The 18,564-nt window shown below is 58.1% G+C and carries 21 protein-coding genes; 7 read left to right on the top strand and 14 right to left on the bottom strand.

The annotated features are described in order from the left end of the window. Window positions 1-24: 24 nt before the first annotated feature. Window positions 25-843, bottom strand: a complete 819-nt coding sequence (fkpA, locus tag RHN82_RS11570) for an FKBP-type peptidyl-prolyl cis-trans isomerase (RefSeq protein ID WP_003861695.1) — start codon at window positions 841-843, stop codon at window positions 25-27. 238 nt (window positions 844-1,081) lie between these two features. Between fkpA and RHN82_RS11565 the strand changes: the two genes are divergently transcribed. Then, window positions 1,082-1,300, top strand: coding sequence for a protein SlyX (locus tag RHN82_RS11565; protein ID WP_003861693.1), 219 nt, complete (start codon window positions 1,082-1,084; stop codon window positions 1,298-1,300). A gap of 51 nt (window positions 1,301-1,351) precedes the next feature. Here the strand turns inward: RHN82_RS11565 and slyD are convergent, their stop codons facing one another. The 4 genes from slyD to kefG all read right to left on the bottom strand — a co-directional run bounded on the left by slyD (window position 1,352) and on the right by kefG (window position 4,607). Next, on the bottom strand, window positions 1,352-1,942 hold the full coding sequence (gene slyD, locus RHN82_RS11560) for a peptidylprolyl isomerase (protein ID WP_003861691.1): 591 nt from the start codon (window positions 1,940-1,942) through the stop codon (window positions 1,352-1,354). A gap of 94 nt (window positions 1,943-2,036) precedes the next feature. Further along, complete coding sequence (locus RHN82_RS11555) at window positions 2,037-2,237, bottom strand: YheV family putative zinc ribbon protein (protein ID WP_003861689.1); 201 nt, start codon at window positions 2,235-2,237, stop codon at window positions 2,037-2,039. Between the two features lie 13 nt (window positions 2,238-2,250). After that, window positions 2,251-4,056 (bottom strand): glutathione-regulated potassium-efflux system protein KefB, encoded by a 1,806-nt coding sequence (gene kefB / locus RHN82_RS11550; protein WP_003861688.1) that lies wholly within the window; start codon window positions 4,054-4,056, stop codon window positions 2,251-2,253. Next, window positions 4,056-4,607 (bottom strand): glutathione-regulated potassium-efflux system ancillary protein KefG, encoded by a 552-nt coding sequence (kefG, locus tag RHN82_RS11545; RefSeq protein ID WP_003861686.1) that lies wholly within the window; start codon window positions 4,605-4,607, stop codon window positions 4,056-4,058. Before kefG ends, kefB begins: the two co-directional genes overlap by 1 nt. A 132-nt stretch (window positions 4,608-4,739) precedes the next feature. Between kefG and RHN82_RS11540 the strand changes: the two genes are divergently transcribed. Together RHN82_RS11540 and RHN82_RS11535 are read left to right on the top strand one after the other, a co-directional pair. Further along, window positions 4,740-6,644, top strand: a complete 1,905-nt coding sequence (locus RHN82_RS11540; RefSeq protein WP_015571414.1) for an ABC transporter ATP-binding protein — start codon at window positions 4,740-4,742, stop codon at window positions 6,642-6,644. Between the two features lie 15 nt (window positions 6,645-6,659). Continuing rightward, on the top strand, window positions 6,660-7,592 hold the full coding sequence (locus tag RHN82_RS11535; protein WP_045328528.1) for a LysR substrate-binding domain-containing protein: 933 nt from the start codon (window positions 6,660-6,662) through the stop codon (window positions 7,590-7,592). Between the two features lie 95 nt (window positions 7,593-7,687). Here the strand turns inward: RHN82_RS11535 and mdcH are convergent, their stop codons facing one another. The 8 genes from mdcH to mdcA all read right to left on the bottom strand — a co-directional run bounded on the left by mdcH (window position 7,688) and on the right by mdcA (window position 14,734). Then, window positions 7,688-8,584, bottom strand: coding sequence for a malonate decarboxylase subunit epsilon (gene mdcH / locus RHN82_RS11530; protein WP_047050457.1), 897 nt, complete (start codon window positions 8,582-8,584; stop codon window positions 7,688-7,690). Further along, complete coding sequence (locus tag RHN82_RS11525; protein WP_047050459.1) at window positions 8,584-9,201, bottom strand: malonate decarboxylase holo-ACP synthase; 618 nt, start codon at window positions 9,199-9,201, stop codon at window positions 8,584-8,586. The genes mdcH and RHN82_RS11525 overlap by 1 nt, the downstream gene beginning before the upstream one ends. Before the next feature lie 2 nt (window positions 9,202-9,203). Continuing rightward, window positions 9,204-10,163: an AEC family transporter gene (locus RHN82_RS11520; RefSeq protein ID WP_000222846.1), complete on the bottom strand. Its 960-nt coding sequence runs from the start codon at window positions 10,161-10,163 to the stop codon at window positions 9,204-9,206. 123 nt (window positions 10,164-10,286) lie between these two features. Further along, window positions 10,287-11,087, bottom strand: coding sequence for a biotin-independent malonate decarboxylase subunit gamma (gene mdcE, locus RHN82_RS11515; RefSeq protein ID WP_003861675.1), 801 nt, complete (start codon window positions 11,085-11,087; stop codon window positions 10,287-10,289). Next, window positions 11,087-11,920, bottom strand: coding sequence for a biotin-independent malonate decarboxylase subunit beta (locus tag RHN82_RS11510; protein WP_003861672.1), 834 nt, complete (start codon window positions 11,918-11,920; stop codon window positions 11,087-11,089). The genes mdcE and RHN82_RS11510 overlap by 1 nt, the downstream gene beginning before the upstream one ends. Continuing rightward, the gene (mdcC, locus tag RHN82_RS11505) at window positions 11,913-12,212 is read right to left on the bottom strand and encodes a malonate decarboxylase acyl carrier protein (RefSeq protein WP_047050461.1); all 300 of its coding nucleotides are present in this window, start codon (window positions 12,210-12,212) and stop codon (window positions 11,913-11,915) included. Before mdcC ends, RHN82_RS11510 begins: the two co-directional genes overlap by 8 nt. Window positions 12,213-12,221: 9 nt before the next feature. After that, entirely contained in the window at window positions 12,222-13,079 is an 858-nt protein-coding gene (locus RHN82_RS11500; protein ID WP_015571420.1) for a triphosphoribosyl-dephospho-CoA synthase, read from the bottom strand. Next, the gene (mdcA, locus tag RHN82_RS11495) at window positions 13,079-14,734 is read right to left on the bottom strand and encodes a malonate decarboxylase subunit alpha (protein ID WP_003861669.1); all 1,656 of its coding nucleotides are present in this window, start codon (window positions 14,732-14,734) and stop codon (window positions 13,079-13,081) included. The genes RHN82_RS11500 and mdcA overlap by 1 nt, the downstream gene beginning before the upstream one ends. A 228-nt stretch (window positions 14,735-14,962) precedes the next feature. Between mdcA and RHN82_RS11490 the strand changes: the two genes are divergently transcribed. Genes RHN82_RS11490 through RHN82_RS11480 form a run of 3 tightly spaced genes read left to right on the top strand, consistent with a single transcriptional unit; the run spans window position 14,963 to window position 17,100 of the window. Continuing rightward, window positions 14,963-15,985: a hydrolase gene (locus RHN82_RS11490; RefSeq protein ID WP_047050464.1), complete on the top strand. Its 1,023-nt coding sequence runs from the start codon at window positions 14,963-14,965 to the stop codon at window positions 15,983-15,985. Beyond that, window positions 15,982-16,200, top strand: coding sequence for a YheU family protein (locus RHN82_RS11485; RefSeq protein ID WP_014171926.1), 219 nt, complete (start codon window positions 15,982-15,984; stop codon window positions 16,198-16,200). The genes RHN82_RS11490 and RHN82_RS11485 overlap by 4 nt, the downstream gene beginning before the upstream one ends. A gap of 30 nt (window positions 16,201-16,230) precedes the next feature. Then, window positions 16,231-17,100: a phosphoribulokinase gene (locus RHN82_RS11480; RefSeq protein WP_003861663.1), complete on the top strand. Its 870-nt coding sequence runs from the start codon at window positions 16,231-16,233 to the stop codon at window positions 17,098-17,100. A 95-nt stretch (window positions 17,101-17,195) separates the two neighbouring features. Here the strand turns inward: RHN82_RS11480 and RHN82_RS11475 are convergent, their stop codons facing one another. Then, the gene (locus tag RHN82_RS11475; RefSeq protein ID WP_015571423.1) at window positions 17,196-17,600 is read right to left on the bottom strand and encodes an OsmC family protein; all 405 of its coding nucleotides are present in this window, start codon (window positions 17,598-17,600) and stop codon (window positions 17,196-17,198) included. Between the two features lie 310 nt (window positions 17,601-17,910). On the opposite strand from RHN82_RS11475, the gene crp reads away from it, so the two are divergent. Next, window positions 17,911-18,543, top strand: a complete 633-nt coding sequence (gene crp, locus RHN82_RS11470; RefSeq protein ID WP_000242758.1) for a cAMP-activated global transcriptional regulator CRP — start codon at window positions 17,911-17,913, stop codon at window positions 18,541-18,543. Window positions 18,544-18,564: the final 21 nt, after the last annotated feature.

The following is an 18,564-nucleotide window of genomic DNA, read 5'->3' as shown; positions in this document are numbered from 1 at the left end:
TAAAGGCGGCGGTTTTTTTCAGCATTACTTCTTAGCTGCTGCGGCTTTGTCGTCAGCCGGTGCGTCTGTTTTCGCATCCGCTTTCGGCGCCGGTTTGATGTCCAGCAGTTCTACATCAAATACCAGCGTGGAGTTAGCCGGGATACCCGGAACGCCGGTTTTGCCGTAAGCCAGATCCGGTGGGATGACCAGCTTGATTTTACCGCCTTTCTTGATGTTCTTCAGGCCTTCGGTCCAGCCCGGGATCACACCGTCCAGACGGAAGGAGAGAGGCTCACCACGGGTATAAGAGTTATCGAACTCTTTACCGTCGATCAGCGTACCTTTGTAGTTCACCACAACGGTGTCGCTGTCTTTAGGCGCGTCGCCGGTACCTTCTTTCTCAACTTTATAGATCAGGCCAGTAGAAGACGTTTTAACGCCTTTCTCTTTAGCGAACTTGTCGCGGTAGGCTTTGCCTTTCGCTTCGTTATCTTTAGCGTCTGCTTCCATCTTGGTCTGAGCGGCACCTTTCACGCGCGCTTCAAACGCTTGCAGAGTCTGCTCGATTTCCTGGTCAGACAGTTTGCTCTTGTCTGCGAACGCATCCTGAACCCCTGCGATCAGCTGGTTTTTGTCCAGTTTGATGCCCAGTTTCTCTTGTTCTTTCAGAGAGTTTTCCATGTAACGACCCAGAGACGCGCCAAGTGCGTAGGCGGATTTCTGGTCGTCATTTTTGAATGCCGCTTTGCTGTCTGTAGTCGCAGCAGGCTTCGCAGCAGTATCAGCAGCGAAAGACAGCGGCGCATTGAGCGCTACAGCCATAGTGGTCGCCAGCAGCGTAACTTTAAACAGTGATTTCATCCATATCTCCAGGACCTGAGGTCTCTCACCCCAGTGTTAAACGTAAATGAGTGACGTACTATAAAACGTTGTGGAAGAAATCTACAGACAGACTCCCCCGAATGTCGCTTCTTTTCAGACTATTTTTGTTTAAATAAGTTTCTTGTCAGGGAGATGGATACTGTACTTAAGGAAAAAGTCAGCTAAACTTCGCCGCCGCTGGTCCATTATGGCGAATGAGAGATAAACGAGGTGAATGATGAAGGATACAACGATCGAAGCGAGACTGGCTGAGCTGGAAAGCCGCCTGGCTTTTCAGGACATCACCATCGAAGAACTGAACCAGACCGTGACGGCCCATGAGCTTGAAATGGCAAAACTGCGCGATCACATGCGCCTGCTGACGGAAAAGCTAAAGGCCACGCAGCCGTCAAACATTGCCTCTCAGTCAGAAGAGACGCCACCACCTCATTATTGAGGCGTAAAAAAAGCGGGATTATCCCGCTTTTTTATTTTCCGGAGTACGGAATCAGTGGCAACCGCAGCCGCCGTTACCGCAACCACCTTTACCGTGGCCGTGGTCATGACCATGGTCGTGGCCGTGACCACCGCAGCAGCCGTCGTGGCCGTGATCGTGGTCATGGTCGTGACCGTGCGCACCGTGAACGTGGCCATGAGCCAGCTCTTCTTCGGTCGCTTCACGGATCGCAACAACTTCTACGTTGAACTTCAGGTTCTGACCCGCCAGCATGTGGTTGCCGTCAACCACAACGTGGTCGTCTTCAACTTCAGTGATTTCAACCGGAACCGGACCCTGGTCAGTTTCCGCCAGGAAGCGCATGCCAACCTGCAACTCGTCAACGCCCATGAATACGTCTTTAGGAACGCGCTGAACCAGGTTGTCGTCATACTGACCGTAAGCGTCGTTCGCGCCTACAGCAACGTCGAATTTGTCGCCAACTTCATGGCCTTCCAGCGCCGTTTCCAGGCCGGAAATCAGGGAACCGTGACCATGCAGGTAGTCCAGCGGCGCACTCACCGGAGACTCATCAACCAACACACCGTCTTCTGTACGTACCTGATAGGCCAGGCTGACCACCAGGTCTTTTGCTACTTTCATGATATCTCCTGAGCGTGGGAAAATTGCTGGCGCAGATTGTAGCGGAAATCTGCCCCCGTGTACCCTTAAGCTTAAAAAAACTCAGAGCATATCGCTAGTCTGGATGAAAAATGCCGATCACTTGCTCTTCTTTGCGAACGTGATCGCGGGCTTCTTTATCGGCCTCACGCATCTGGTGACCGCACTTAACACATTCAACGATATCGATATTATTTTCACGCCACATGGCCAGCGTATCTTGCGCCTGGCAGGATGGGCATTTTGCGCCCGCGATAAAGCGTTTACGTACAGCCATCTTTCGTTACCCTTTATTCAAATTCATCCCAGCCGTCGAGCTGGCGTCGTTCCTGTTGCATCTCACGCTGGAAGATCTCCTCCAGTTCGCGACGCGCTTCCCGCACGCGGGAGATCTGCGCCGTGTCGCTGTGCACGGGCATCAGTTCACGCAGCATTCGCATATCCAGCCGGCGGAAATGCATCTGGGCGCGTTGCGCCTGGTGAGGATGCATACCCAGCGAAACCAGCGCCTTGCGTCCCAGCTCCAGCGCGCTGGAGAAGGTTTCGCGGGAGAAGTGTTTCACACCCGCCTGCAAAAGTTCGTGAGCCTCCACACGTCCACGCGCACGCGCCAGAATATGCAGATGCGGGAAATGCTGCTGGCACAGCTCCACCAGCTTCATCGTGTCTTCCGGATCGTTGCAGGTGATGACGATGGACTCCGCAGCCTCTGCCCCCGCCGAGCGCAACAGCTCAAGCTGCGTCGCATCGCCGTAGTACACCTTATAACCATATTTACGCATCAGGTTGACGGCGCTGATATCGCGCTCCAGCACCGTAATGCGCATTTTATTCGCCATCAACAGGCGACCAATCACCTGTCCGAAGCGGCCAAAGCCCACGACGATCACCTGCGGTTTATCATCTTCCACCCACGGCGCTTCGTCTTCATCGTCCGCAGGATTCAGGCGGCGCGACAGCAGTTTGTCCACCAGCTTCATCAGCAGCGGGGTGGTCATCATCGACAGCGTGACCGTCACCAGCAGCAGCGCCATCTGGTCATCTTTGAACAGCTTCTGAGACGACGCCGTGGAAAACAGCACGAACGCAAACTCTCCGCCCTGGCTTAACACGCTGGAAAACTGCATTCTTTCCGAGCTGCGCAGCCCGTAAATCCTCGCGAGGAGATACAGCACCAGCGTTTTGACCGCCACCAGCACGGCGACACTCGCAATAACCCACAGCAGATGGGTATAGAGCACGCCAAGATTAAGCGCCATACCCACCGAGATAAAGAACAGCCCTAACAGCAGCCCCTTAAACGGATCGATGGCGGTCTCCAGCTCGTGGCGGTACTCACTTTCCGCAAGCAGCACCCCGGCGATAAACGTCCCGAGCGCCATCGACAGCCCCAGCGCATCCATAAACAGCGCTGAGCCAAGCACCAGAAGCAGCGTTGCGGCGGTGAATACCTCGCGCACGCCGGATGCGGCAATAAAGCGGAACACCGGCCGAAGTAAAAACCGTCCGCCGATCAGCATCCCCGCGAAGGCCAACACCTTCATGGAGATCTTCATCCAGTCGAAATGATCGTCTCCGGATCCTGCCAGCAGTGGCACCAGCGCCAGCGCCGGGATCACCGCTAAATCCTGGAACAGCAGCACCGAAAAACCCAGTTGCCCCGCCTCGTTGCGGTTCATCCCTTTGTCGCGCATCAGCTGAAGCGCCATCGCCGTCGACGACATCGCAAGACCGATCCCGCCAATCACCGCGGCCTGCCAGGAAAACTGCGTCAACATCAGCAGTCCCGCGAGAATGGCCGCGCTGAGCAACACCTGCGCCGCCCCGACGCCAAAAATAGATTGCCGCAGCTGCCACAGCTTGGAGGGGTTCAGCTCCAGGCCGATGATGAACATCAGGAAGACCACGCCCAGCTCGGAGAAGTGGAGAATTTCATCCACATCGCTGATAAACCCAAGCCCCCAGGGGCCAATGGCGATCCCCGCCAGCAAATAGCCCAGCACCGCGCCAATGCCGAGACGCGCGGCAAGCGGGACCGCGACGACGGCGGCAAACAAAAACAGCACCCCGGCAAGGAGTAAATTCGAACCGTCCATTAGCGTCCTCCCGCCGGAATCGGTGACGCCAGCCATTCGCCATAGGCCCTGGCATGGCTCGCCAGCGCTTTCGGATCCTGCCGCCGTGCCCAGTAGATAATAATCGGGCTCATCCAGTGCATACGGCACATCGCCGCCGTCAGCTCAAACGGCCGCAGAATGTCGCTCATGGGGTAACGGTTCAGCCCGTCGTGACGGTAAGCGCTTTCCGGCTCACCGGTGGTAATGACACTCCGCCAGTACTTTCCCGCCAGCTGGTTGCCCCCCACCCCGCTGGAGAAACCCCGGCTCAGCACGCGGTCCAGCCACTCTTTCAGCAGCGCCGGACAGCTGTAGGTATAAAGCGGATGCTGGAACACAATCACGTCGTGCTGACGCAGCAGTTCCTGCTCGTAAGGAATATCGATAAAAAAATCGGGATAATGCGCGTAGAGATCGTGCACCGTTACGTTACTGAGCTGTGTGGCCGGCTTAAGCAGCACCCGGTTCGCCACCGAGTCCTGTGATTCCGGATGGGCATACAGCAGCAGCACTTTCGCTGTCTGAGACATCACTCCCCTCCCGGTTCTGTTTTTGTGTATTGTTGTCGTTTTGGGCTACCATGGCGGCCCGGTGGGGAAAATGGCCCACACCTTACATTATCATAATGACAAATTAACATAGTCGGAACATACGGCGCTTCTATGATTGTTTTCTCCTCGTTACAAATTCGTCGCGGCGTGCGCGTCCTGCTGGATAACGCGACTGCTACCATCAACCCGGGCCAGAAAGTGGGGCTGGTCGGCAAAAACGGCTGCGGTAAATCCACCCTGCTGGCGCTGCTGAAAAACGAGATAAGCGCGGATGGCGGTAACTTTACCTTCCCGGGCAACTGGCAGCTCGCCTGGGTGAACCAGGAGACGCCCGCGCTGAGCGAACCCGCGCTCGACTATGTTATCGACGGCGACCGTGAATACCGCAAGCTCGAAGCGGAGCTCAACGCCGCCAACGAACGTAACGACGGCCACGCCATCGCCACCGTCCACGGCAAGCTGGACGCCATCGATGCCTGGACCATTCGCTCCCGCGCCTCCAGCCTGCTGCACGGCCTGGGTTTCAGCAACGAACAGCTTGAACGCCCGGTGAGCGATTTCTCCGGCGGCTGGCGTATGCGCCTTAACCTGGCGCAGGCGCTGATCTGCCGCTCCGACCTTTTGCTGCTCGATGAACCCACCAACCACCTCGATCTTGATGCGGTTATTTGGCTGGAGAAGTGGCTCAAGAGCTATCAGGGCACTCTGATTCTGATCTCCCACGACCGCGACTTCCTCGATCCTGTAGTGGATAAAATCATTCATATCGAACAGCAAAGCATGTTCGAGTACACCGGCAACTACAGCTCTTTTGAGCGCCAGCGCGCGACGCGCCTTGCCCAGCAACAGGCGATGTATGAAAGCCAGCAGCAGCGCGTGGCGCACCTGCAAAGCTTTGTGGATCGCTTCAAGGCGAAGGCGTCAAAAGCCAAGCAGGCGCAGAGCCGCATCAAGATGCTGGAACGCATGGAGATGATTGCCCCCGCGCACGTGGATAACCCGTTCCACTTCAGCTTCCGCGAGCCGGAGAGCCTGCCGAACCCGCTGCTGAAAATGGAAAAAGTGAGCGCGGGCTATGGCGATCGCATTATTCTCGACTCTATCAAGCTCAACCTGGTGCCAGGTTCACGCATTGGTCTGCTGGGACGTAACGGCGCCGGTAAATCGACGCTGATCAAGCTGCTGGCGGGCGAGCTTAACCCGGTCAGCGGCGAAATTGGCCTGGCGAAAGGCATTAAGCTTGGCTACTTCGCCCAGCATCAGCTGGAATTTTTACGCGCGGATGAATCGCCGATCCAGCACCTGGCGCGCCTGGCGCCGCAGGAGATGGAGCAGAAGTTGCGCGACTACCTCGGCGGCTTTGGCTTCCAGGGCGATAAGGTGACTGAAAACACCGAGCGTTTCTCGGGCGGTGAAAAAGCCCGTCTGGTGCTGGCGCTGATCGTCTGGCAGCGTCCAAACCTGCTGCTGCTTGATGAACCAACCAACCACCTCGATCTCGACATGCGTCAGGCGCTGACCGAAGCGCTGATTGAGTTCGAAGGGGCGCTGGTTGTCGTATCGCACGACCGCCACCTGATTCGCTCCACCACCGACGATCTCTACCTGGTGCACGGCGGCAAAGTGGAGCCGTTCGACGGCGATCTGGAAGATTACCAACAGTGGCTGACGGACGTGCAGAAGCAGGAAAACCAGCCGGAAGAGTCAGCGAAAGACAACGTCAACAGCGCCCAGGCGCGTAAAGACCAGAAGCGCCGTGAAGCGGAACTGCGCACCCAGACGCAGCCGCTGCGTAAAGAGATTGCCCGTCTCGAAAAAGAGATGGAAAAGCTCAACGCCACGCTTGCTGCCGTCGAAGAGAAGCTGGGCGACAGCGAACTGTACGATCAGAGCCGCAAAGCGGAGCTGACGGACTGTCTGCAAACTCAGGCGAAAACCAAATCCAGCCTCGAAGAGTGCGAAATGGCGTGGCTGGACGCGCAGGAACAGCTGGAAGCGATGCTGCAAGCCGACTAACACGCCGGGAGGGTTATGGGCTTCGATACCACGAGCGAGATTACATTCCGTAAGCTCAGCATCTTCATGACGTTCATGGAGAAGGGCAATATCGCACGTACCGCCGAAACGCTCGGCCTGAGCGGTGTCAGCGTGCACCGTGCGCTGCATACCCTCGAAGAGAACGTCCGCTGCCCGCTCTTTGCTCACAAAGGGCGTAATCTGATTGCCCTCCCCTCCGCGTGGACGCTGCTGGAGTATTGCCAGGAGGTGATGCAGGTGATGGAGCGCGGGCTGGAAGAGTCGCGCAAGATCGCCGGTATCGGCCAGGGACGGTTGCGCGTCGGCACGCTCTACTCGCTGACGCTGGAAACCGTGCCGCGCCTGATAATGGGCATGAAGCTGCGCCGTCCGGATCTGGAGATGGATCTGACGATGGGCTCGAACGAAACCCTGCTCCATATGCTGGATGAGGGGTCGCTGGATGCGATTTTAATCTCTATCTCCGAAAGCGATATCGACCGTAACAGCCTCGAAGTGCTGCCCCTGTTCCATGACGATATTTTCCTTGCCGCACCGGCCTCTGCCACGCTGAATACCAGCGGCCCCGCCGATCTGCGTGACTACAAAGATCAGAAGTTTGTCGCCCTCGCGGAAGGGTTCGCCACTTATGCGGGGTTTCAGGAAGCGTTTCATATCGCCGGTTTCGAGCCGGAGATTGTGACGCGTGTGAACGATATTTTCTCGATGCTGAGCCTGGTTCAGGCAGGGGTCGGGTTTACGCTGATGCCGGGCAGGATGAAGAAAGTGTATGAAAATTCGGTGCAGCTACTGAAGCTGGCGCAGCCGTACCAGATGCAGCAGCTGATTGCAATCGTCTTTGCCCGCAACCGCGAGCAGGATCCGAGCCTGCGGGCATTGGCCGCGGAAGGGCGGATGTATGCCAGAAGTTTGCAGGACGGAGCCTGAGGTCTTGCCGGGTGGCGACGCGTTGCGTCTTACCCGGCCTACAAAGCAATCGAACCCGTAGGCCCGGTAAGGCGCAGCCGCCACCGGGCAAAAAATTACGCACGAAGCCGACCCGCCAGATGCACCGCCACGTCCACCCCGCTGCGCTCCAGCGAAATGGATTCCCCTTCCCACGCCGCCTGCCGCGTCAGACAGGTCAGAATCCCCCCTGGCGGCATCTCAATCGCCAGACGCGCTTCGCGCTCGTTAGCGGAAATCACCGCCTCCTGCCAGCGCACGGTTCGCGCCATATTCATCGCCAGATCGTCGGCAATTTTTTCCGGCTGCCAGAGCACGCGCCCGGTACTGCCGCTCAGGTACGCACAGCGCGGACGTGAAAGCGTGACCGATTCAAACGCTGCTGCCAGCTTCTTCGCTGGTTCCGCCAGCAGCGCGCAGTGCGACGGCACGCTCACCGCCAGCCGCTTAGCCTTGCTTGCGCCCTTCGCCAGCGCGCGCTCCGCCACCTGCGCCATGCCGTCATCGGTTCCCGCAATCACAATCTGCGTTTCGGCGTTCAGGTTAGCGATATAGGTTCCAGTCCCCTGAGTCAGGTTTTCCACCTGCGGCAGGGTCAATCCCATAATCGCCGTCAGGCCGTAGCCGTGGGGATACGCCTGCTCCATCAGATCGCCACGCAGCGCCACCAGCTTCAGCGCGTCCGTAAAGTCCAGCGCACCGGCGATAACCGCCGCAGGATAAGCGCCAATGGACAGCCCGCTGACGATATCCGGCGACACGCCGCGACGTTCCAGCTCGCGCGCCCACGCCACGCCTGCAATCAACAGCGAAAGCTGAACCGCACGGGTGTGGGTTAACGAGGATGCGCTGTCCAGGGTATCAACTTCCGCCCCCAGCGCAGCACGGGCCTGCTCCAGCTCCGTTCCCGGCAGGTTTTGCAGCATACCTTCATGCTGCGTGCCCTGCCCTGGAAAGGTAAACAGTATTTTCATTACTCCTCCCTGCGCCATGGATCCGCCACCAGGCGTGGTCCACGTTGCGTTTTTAGCAGCGTTTTGCCGTCGCGCAACCATTCCGCCAGCGCGAATCCGCCCTCGGGCGTGTCCACCTGCGTATCCGCCCGACACAACGCACGGCTGAGCTGAGCCTGCCAGCCAGTAAACGCCTCAGGGGAAACGGCACGCGGGGCGCGGATCAGCAGATCGAGATCGCTGTCGGCGTGGATCACCGGAATGCCGGTCGCCAGCGCGTAACCCGTACTGCCGGTTATCCCCCACGTCCACGGCCACGACTGCTGCGCAAGCTGAAGCGCCACCTGAACCGGCGGCTGAGTGATAAACGGCGAACGCAGCAGGTCGGCGGCAACGCTCAAATCTTCGGGCGACACCACGCGCAACACGTTCTCAGGCTTCACCCATCCGGCCGCCCGCTGGTCGCGGCGCAATCCGCGCACGCCAACGGGAATACGGCCTTCATTATCAACATCACGCCGCACCACTACCGGTAGTCCGGTATGCCAGGCCGCGTCCACCCAGGATTCGGTAATCCCTTCCAGGGCGTCGCGCGCGCTAAGCCAGATGAGGTCGTGTGGGCGTAATGTTGTGGTCATGATTACATTCCTGAAGTCAGCGAGATAAACAGCGGCAGCGACAGGATACACAGTACGGAGCTTAACAGCAGCACGGCTTCAGCATCCGGCGACTGCACGCCAAAGCGGTTACCGAACACCACGCCAAAGAAGCCCGCGGACAGCGCAATCATCAGGATGGCGGTGATCGCCACGGAGCCGTGCAGACCGAAGATTAAAACGATACCCCAGGCGATCGCTGGCTGGATCAGCAGCTTGGCGATAGTGGAAGTGATCACCATGGTATTAATTTGAAGTTTACGCGCGGAGAGGATCACCCCGGTCAGGAACAGCGCCGCAGCGGTCGCAGACAGTCCCAGCGGTTTAATCGCCGCCAGCACCAGCTCCGGCATTTTGATGCCGATAGCGGACAGGATCACACCCAGCAGCGGGCCCATCACGATCGGTTTTTTAATGGAGCGCCACATCAGCACCGGCAGCATGGAAAGCGTTGAACCCGAGTTATTGCCTTCGGCGCGCGCTTTCTCACGCTCCAGAATCAGCAGGCAGAACGGGGTCATCAGCACTGAACCACAGGCGATGGAGACTGCCACGGACAGTGAGGTTGAAGGGCCTTCGCCCAGCACGCTGCCCAGAATCGGCAGGCCAAGCGCCGCGTAGTTTGGCAGGGCGACGGTAAGCGTCAGCACGGCCGCATCCTGCGGGGATTTTTTAAACACTTTTGTCGCGAGGAAGTAGATGACCGCATAGGTGATCCACATCGCCAGGGTGAGCACCAGGATCAGCGGCGACTGCGCCACGATGCCGGTCCACGGGGTTTGCACGGTGGCGCTGAACAGCGCGGCCGGGAGTGCAAAATCCATCACGAAGATATTCAGCAGGGAAACATTTTTGTTATCGACCATCTTTGCCTTACCGGCCCAGAATCCCAGCAGCATGATGACGAAAATCGGTGCAAGAGCATGAACAATTACGTAAGTCATAAATCACCTGTAGTAAAAAAGTTTAAGCACTGGCGCGATGTTTATTATTTTCAGGATGCAGGTTCCCGCGTGGACGCAACGGGCGCGCCCACGGGGTGATGCATCTGGCAGGTCTCTTTTTACTTACCAGCTGGCTCGCATACGTTCACGTACGAGCGCCGAGCTGCGGCGGTTGTCAGCACCCAGACGGTTTTTCAACGTGGTGTCCTGACGAGCGTCGCTGATGGCCTGTTGCAGGGTGGTTTTCACCCGCGTCAGATCGCTTTCGGAAGGGGCATCCGGATTACTGATATCCAGCAGGTCGGAAAGCAGCCCCAGCGTGGCGTAGTTGCTGATGTCATACGCCATTGGCGGAATGGTTGCTGCCAGTTTTTCCAGCGCCTCAACGGTACGCAGCGTAATGCGCGCCGCAGACTCTTTGCCCATGGCGTGGATCAGTACGCCTTTATCGTTGAAGGCAATCAGGCGATTAGCCTGGTAGCCATGCGCCAGAAACGCGCCGGACATGGCCTTACCGACGATAAGACCAATCACCGGATGACCCGCCAGCCGCGCGTTAGCGTAGGCGGCAGCGGCGCCGGCCAGCGCCTGGTGGATGCCAAACGCCTCTTCGCGACGCCCATAGGCCTGGCTGGGGACGTCGATTACCGCCACGATCGGGCGCTTCACGGCTTTGTCTGCGTCGGCGGCGACGGTTTCGCTGACCACTTTTGCCAGCGTCCATCCTTCCAGCAGGCCGACTTCACCCTGCGCCGCGCGCGGGAAGTGGTTGTTGGCGTCCGGCACCACGGCGACAAAACGCACCGTTTCACCGTTTAGCTCGCCGTCTGCGGCCTGCACGGACGGGCATAACCCCTCCAGACGTTTCGCGTTCGGGGCCAGAGTTTCCAGCCAGAGTTCGCCACGGCTAATTGAGTTAGTCATCATTTCACCTCCCGGGCAAAAAGCGCTTTAATCTGTTCGGCATCGGCCTGTTTGCGGGTGTCGAAATTCGTCAGACGGTTAAGGTAATCGTCGTAGTTATCGGTGCGATGTTTCGCCGGTACGCCTTTGGCGATGGCTTCGTTCATCGCGGCTTTCACCGCGTTCACGCCGTCGCCCACCAGCGCGTCCACCAGCCCGCTTTCATAGCGCACTTCGCCGCCGGTCATGCTCCAGATAAACGGACGATCGCGGGAGTCATACTCTTCAATGCCCGCTTCCTGCTCGATAACCTGCGGACCGTTGAGGCCGAGCCGCGCTTCGCGGGTCACAATCAGGTAGCTGCACAGCGCCGCGGCGATAGACATCCCACCGAAGCAGCCCACGGTCCCGGCGACAATCCCGACGACCGGGGTATAGCGACGCAGGTCAACGATCGCGGCGTGGATATCGGCAATCGCCGCCAGGCCGAGGTTGGCTTCCTGCAATCGTACGCCGCCGGTTTCGAGGCACAGCACCGCCTGAGTCGGAATGCCGTTGCGGTTATCTTCCGCCGCCAGCTCCAGCGCCGCCGCCATTTTGGCGCCGGACACTTCGCCCATGCTGCCGCCCTGGAAGGTGCCTTCAATCGCCACCACCACCGCAGGCTGGCCGTTGATGGTCCCTTTCGCGACCACCATGCCGTCATCGGCCTGAGGAACAATCCCCTGTGGCCCAAGCCACGGAGAGATAATGCCTTCAAACGGATCCAGCAGTTCGCGGTAGCTGCCGTCGTCGAGCAGCGCCTGCGCACGCTGGCGCGCTTTTAATTCGATAAAGCTGCTGTCATCACGCATGGTTCACCCCTTCAAAAACCTGTTCGATACGAATGCGTGCCACGCCCGGCGTCGCGCCGAAGTCGTGGATGGTCAGCTTACCTGCGGGCAGGCTGCTGACGGTTTGCAGGCGGATGAACAATGCCTCCCAGCGCCCGCGGCTGTTGTCGACGGAGGTGGTGATATCAATGGTTAAGGTCTGGCCCGGTTCGGCGGTGAAAAGCACCTCCATATCCCCGGAACCGACTACCCCTGCCAGCGCCCTGCCGCTTACTTCGCGGCTGGCGGGCACGGTCAATGTGATTTTTTCCATAACATCCTCTTAATGCTTTGAATAGGGCGTTTCGACGCGGTCAAGAAACAGCGTGGCGGCAAGCAGGTCTGCGGCTCCGCCCGGCGAGGCGTTAAGCGCCAGCATCTGACGGTCTAACCGCGCCAGCGCCTGCTGCCCGGCGAGGGTTGCGCATCCTCCGGCGTTCAGCACCGCACGGGCGCCGTTCTGCATGGCGTCCAGCCCCTCCATGCCGGCGCGCGACAGCACGCAGGTGTCGGTGAGCGAGGTCATGATCGCCATCAGCGCGTCGAGTCTGGCCTGCGTTTCGCTGCTGCCGTTGAGACGGCTGAGGCGAAGCTGAGGCAGCGCGCGCTGCATGATGTGCGGAAACGCCTGCTGAGCCTCTTCACGCGCGCCCGGCACGCGGTAGCGGTGCGTGACGCGTAACCCCTTGCTAAACACTTTCGGCGCCGCGTCATCCGGCAGCTTCGCCAGCTGAGCGGCGGTGTTCGCGACGGTTTGCGCCCGGGCATCGCCGCCCAGCATCGCCACCGCGCTCACCAGCAATCCCAGCGCCCAGATCGCGCCACGGTGCGTGTTCACGCCGTCGGTAGCGGCCATCATCTGCCGTTCGCCTTCGCGACCCAGGCGGCCAACGGTTTGCCGGAGGGCAATATCCGCCGGACGCTGCCAGCTCTGCTGCGCCAGCGCCTGAAACGTGGGGGTCAGGCTGTGAGCGGAGCGCTCCATCAGCGCAAGCGATAAATCGTGGTGCGCGCCGTTCCCCCGGCTGTCCACCAGACCGGGTTTCGGGCTTAAACGTGCTTCGTCAATCAGACACTGCGTGGCGGTTCGCGCCAGCCATTCGGCACCGCCTTCAACCTGGATCTGGGGCAGAAGTTTCATTACCAGCTCCGGAATTTCGCAGGTGGGTTGTAAAGACCGCCGGACCATTCCACCAGGTCCGCGACGCTACCGGCCGCCAGCAGCGAACGGGTGGCGTCGGTACGACGAATGCCCATATCTTCCGGATACACAACCTTGCCGCTCTGGCGCAGTTCCGCCACACGTTTGGCGTCAACGCCCAGACCGATATCGGTGATCCCCGCCACGGCGGCGACCATGGCGCGACGCTCTTCCAGATCTTTCGCCCGGTAGAGGTAAGCAATCCCCTCTTCAGTCAGCACGTGGGTGACGTCATCGCCGTAAATCATGACCGGCGCCAGCGGCATACCGGAGGCTTTCGCGACGTCAACGGCGTCGAGTTTTTCCACGAAGGTTGGCTTCACGCCCGCCTGGAAGGTTTCCACCATCTGCACGACCAGCTTTTTACCGCGCTGCATCGGGTCAGGCTCGGTGATCATGTTCAGCCAGGCCGGTGTGGCGTGGCGACGACCGTGCGGATCGTGGCCCATGTTTGGCGCGCCGCCGAAGCCGGAAAGACGACCGCGGGTCACGGTTGAGGAGTTAGCGTAACCGTCGACCTGTAGCGTGGAGCCGATAAACATATCGACCGCGTACTGCCCAGCCAGCTGACAGAAGGCGCGGTTAGAGCGCATGGAGCCGTCGGCACCAGTAAAGAACACGTCCGGACGGGCGCGGATGTACTCTTCCATTCCCAGCTCACCGCCGAAGCAGTGGACGCTCTCCACCCAGCCGCTTTCGATGGCCGGGATCAGCGTTGGATGCGGGTTCAGGGTCCAGTGTTTACAGATTTTGCCTTTGAGTCCGAGCTGTTCGCCGTAGGTTGGCAGCAGCAGCTCGATCGCTGCGGTGTTAAAGCCAATCCCGTGGTTCAGGGACTGCACCTGGTGTTCAGCGTAGATGCCTTTAATCGCCATCATCGCCATCAGGATGTGTTCCTGTTTGATCAGGCGCGGGTCGCGGGTGAAGAGCGGTTCGATAAAGAACGGCTTGTCGGCAACCACCACAAAATCAATCCACGAGCCCGGAATATCCACACGCGGCAGGTCGCACTCGTCGTCCACCAGCTCGTTCACCTGCGCGATGACGATGCCGTCATGGAACGCGGCGGCTTCCACCAGCGCCGGAGTATCTTCGGTACTCGCCCCGGTATAGAGGTTGCCTTTGCGGTCCGCTTTAAAACCGGCAATCAGCGCCACGTTTGGCGAAAGGTCGACGTATAAACGTGAGTAGAGTTCGATGTAGGTGTGAATCGCCCCGATTTCGAGCTGACCATCCTCCAGCAGTTGGGAGATTCGCAGGCTTTGCGTACCGGAGAAGGAGAAGTCCAGCTTGCGGGCGATGCCTTTCTCAAAGATGTCCAGATGCTCGCTGCGGCCCACGCTCGGCATGATCATATGCAGATCGTGTACGATTTGCGGGTTCACTTCCGCCAGTGAACGGGAAAGGAAATCCGCCTGCTTCTGGTTGTTGCCTTCCAGAACGACTTTGTCGCCTGGTGCGATCAGTTTTTCCAGCATGGCGACAAGATCGCCGGTTGGCAGTACCTTGCCCTGCACCGGTACGGACGCCAGACGACGCGCTTTCTCACTGCGTCGGGTGTTCCATTGCCGGGTGGGTGTTTGCCCAGATAACATTATTAACCTCCTGATTCAGCACATCATTCTGATTTGCTTAACGTTGAGTAAAGTGTGCGCTCTGGTGAGAAAGGCATCAATTAAGCGTAGGACGTAATCATTAGCCTGAGAGTAATAATCAAGGTAAAGAAATGTGATCGGGATCAGTTCATGTTTCGGAAAAACGGGCTAAACGGGGTACAATTCGGAAGGTATAGTTAATTTCTGACAAGAATCAGCATCGCCCTTATGACCCAAATCATTCCCTCAGACTTCGACATTGCAGCCGAAGAGAGCGCAGAGTTCGTGCCCATGCGCGGTGTGGCTAACCCTCACCTGCAAACCATGCTGCCGCGCCTGATCCGCCGCAAGGTACAGTTCACCCCGCACTGGCAACGCCTGGATTTGCCGGATGGCGACTTTTTGGATCTCGCCTGGAGCGAAGATCCGGATCGGGCCAGACATAAACCCCGTCTGGTGGTGTTTCACGGTCTGGAAGGCAGCCTGCACAGCCCTTACGCACACGGTCTCATTGAGGCGGCGAAAGCCCGCGGCTGGCTTGGGGTGGTGATGCATTTTCGCGGATGCAGCGGCGAGCCTAACCGTCAGAAACGCATTTATCACTCGGGTGAAACCGAGGACGGCACCTGGTTCCTGCGCTGGCTAAGAGACCATTTCGGCGAGGCGCCAACGGCAGCGGTGGGGTATTCGCTGGGCGGCAATATGCTGGCCTGCCTGCTGGCGAAGGAGAGCGACGCCGTACCGCTGGATGCGGCGGTGATTGTCTCTGCGCCCTTTATGCTGGAGCAGTGCAGCTATCATATGGAAAAGGGGTTTTCGCGGGTCTACCAGCGCTACCTGCTCAACCTGCTGAAAGCCAACGCCGCGCGCAAGCTGAAGGCTTATCCGGATACGCTGCCTGTAACGCTGCAACAGCTCAAACGCGTGAAGCGCCTGCGCGAGTTTGATGATTTGATCACCTCGAAAATTCACGGCTTTGCCGATGCGATTGACTATTACCGTCAGTGCAGCGCCATGCCTTTACTGAACCAAATCACGAAACCTACGCTGATTATCCACGCCAAAGATGATCCGTTTATGGATCATCACTCGATTCCGGCGCCCGATCATCTGCCGGCCAACGTGGAGTATCAGCTCACCCAATTCGGCGGACACGTCGGCTTTGTCGGCGGCACGCTGCGTCGGCCCAAAATGTGGCTTGAGACGCGTATTCCCGACTGGTTAACGGCTTATCTGGACGGTAAAAAATGATTATTCCCTGGCAGGATCTCTCTCCCGACACGCTCGATAATCTGATTGAAAGCTTTGTCTTGCGCGAAGGCACCGATTATGGTGAACATGAACGTTCGCTTGAACAAAAGGTCAACGATGTTAAGCGCCAGCTTAAAAGCGGCGACGTGGTGCTGGTATGGTCCGAACTGCATGAGACGGTCAATATCATGCCCCGCAACGCGTTTCACGGCTGATCTTTACACTTTTCCAGTCAGGGAGTTGCTATGTCTGCCAGACATCCGGTTATTGCCGTTACGGGTTCGAGTGGGGCGGGAACCACTACCACCAGCCTCGCCTTCCGCAAGATCTTCGCCCAGCTTAACTTACGGGCGGCAGAGGTAGAAGGCGACAGCTTTCACCGCTACACGCGCCCGGAGATGGATATGGCCATCCGCAAGGCGCGCGATCTGGGTAAACACATCAGCTACTTCGGCCCGGAGGCCAATGACTTCGGCCTGCTGGAGCAAACCTTCCGTGAATACGGGCAAAGCGGTACCGGGCAGTCCCGCAAGTATCTCCACACCTACGATGAAGCCGTGCCCTGGAACCAGGTCCCCGGCACGTTCACGCCCTGGCAGCCGCTGCCGGAACCGACTGACGTGCTGTTTTACGAAGGATTGCACGGCGGCGTGGTAACGCCTCAGCACGACGTGGCGCGCCACGTGGATTTGCTGGTGGGGGTGGTGCCGATTGTTAACCTTGAGTGGATCCAGAAGCTGACGCGTGACATGAGCGAGCGCGGCCATTCGCGAGAAGCGGTCATGGACTCGGTGGTGCGCTCCATGGAAGATTACATCAACTTCCTGACGCCGCAGTTCTCCCGAACCCACATTAACTTCCAGCGCGTCCCCACCGTGGACACCTCTAACCCGTTCGCTGCAAAAAGCATCCCGTCGCTGGACGAGAGCTTTGTGGTGATCCACTTCCGCAACCTGGAAGGCATTGATTATCCCTGGCTGCTGGCGATGCTACAGGGTTCGTTTATTTCGCACATGAATACGTTAGTGGTACCGGGCGGAAAAATGGGGCTGGCAATGGAGCTGATCATGACACCGCTGGTGCAGCGACTGATGGAAGGAAAGCAGATCGCGTGACGCCTGTTGCCGGATGGCGCTTCGCTTATCCGGCCTATGTTCGTGCAGTTGTAGCTTTTGTAGGGCGGGTCAGCGAAGCGCCACCCGCCAAAAAATTAAGCCGCGATCACTTCGTACGAATGGGTGATTTTTACCGCTTTCTCCAGCATTAACGCCACAGAGCAGTATTTTTCCGCAGACAGGTCAACCGCACGCGAGACCGCCGCATCCTTCAGTTCTTTGCCGGTGACGATAAAGTGCAGATTAATATGCGTAAACAGGCGTGGCGCCTCTTCGCGACGTTCTGACGTCAGCTTCACTTCACAATCGGTCACGTCATGACGGCCTTTTTGCAGGATCGACACCACGTCGATCGCGCTGCATCCGCCAGCCGCCATCAGCACCATTTCCATTGGGCTTGGCGCTTTATCGCCGGAGTTGCCATCCATCAAAACCTGGTGCCCGGAAGCAGACTCGCCCAGGAACGTTAACCCTTCAACCCATTTCACACGCGCTTGCATATTCACTCACTCCAACGTTGCATTTTTTATGACAGATTACGTGTACGTTCAATTTCTCGCAACGGAAGGCGACCTGCGTCATGCTGAAGCGAGACACCAGGAGACACGCGGCGAAAGCTATGCTAAAACACTCTGGATGCTACAGTAATACATTGACGTTACACATGTATGCAGAGGACATCAAACTTTACTGGCTGCGAAACGTTACGACAGCCGACTTCCCAGGTATGGGTAAGAATTCGATTGCAACCCCAGAGTCCGGATGCATCTTATGACTCTGGTGACAGCTTATAACAGAGGATAACAGCGCATGGTGCTTGGCAAACCGCAAACAGACCCGACTCTCGAATGGTTCTTGTCTCATTGCCACATTCATAAGTACCCATCAAAGAGCACGCTGATTCACCAGGGTGAAAAAGCGGAAACGTTGTATTACATCGTTAAAGGCTCGGTGGCCGTGCTGATCAAAGATGAAGAAGGGAAAGAGATGATCCTTTCTTATCTGAACCAGGGCGATTTTATCGGTGAACTGGGCCTGTTTGAAGAAGGCCAGGAACGTAGCGCCTGGGTTCGTGCAAAAACAGCATGTGAAGTGGCTGAAATTTCTTACAAGAAATTCCGTCAGCTCATTCAGGTCAACCCTGACATCCTGATGCGTCTTTCTTCCCAGATGGCACGCCGTCTGCAAGTGACCTCTGAGAAGGTGGGTAACCTCGCCTTCCTGGACGTGACCGGTCGTATCGCGCAGACGCTGTTGAACCTGGCGAAACAGCCAGACGCCATGACCCACCCTGACGGTATGCAAATTAAAATTACCCGCCAGGAAATCGGTCAGATCGTCGGCTGCTCCCGTGAAACAGTGGGCCGTATCCTGAAGATGCTGGAAGACCAGAACCTGATCTCTGCCCACGGTAAAACTATCGTGGTCTACGGAACCCGTTAATTTCGGTCAAACGGCGTGCCG

This window comes from Enterobacter cloacae complex sp. EB5 (genome assembly GCF_031432835.1).
GTDB lineage: Bacteria > Pseudomonadota > Gammaproteobacteria > Enterobacterales > Enterobacteriaceae > Enterobacter > Enterobacter hormaechei_C.
Note: the sequence above shows the minus strand (reverse complement) of the source record. Positions and strands in the feature narration are given on the sequence as shown.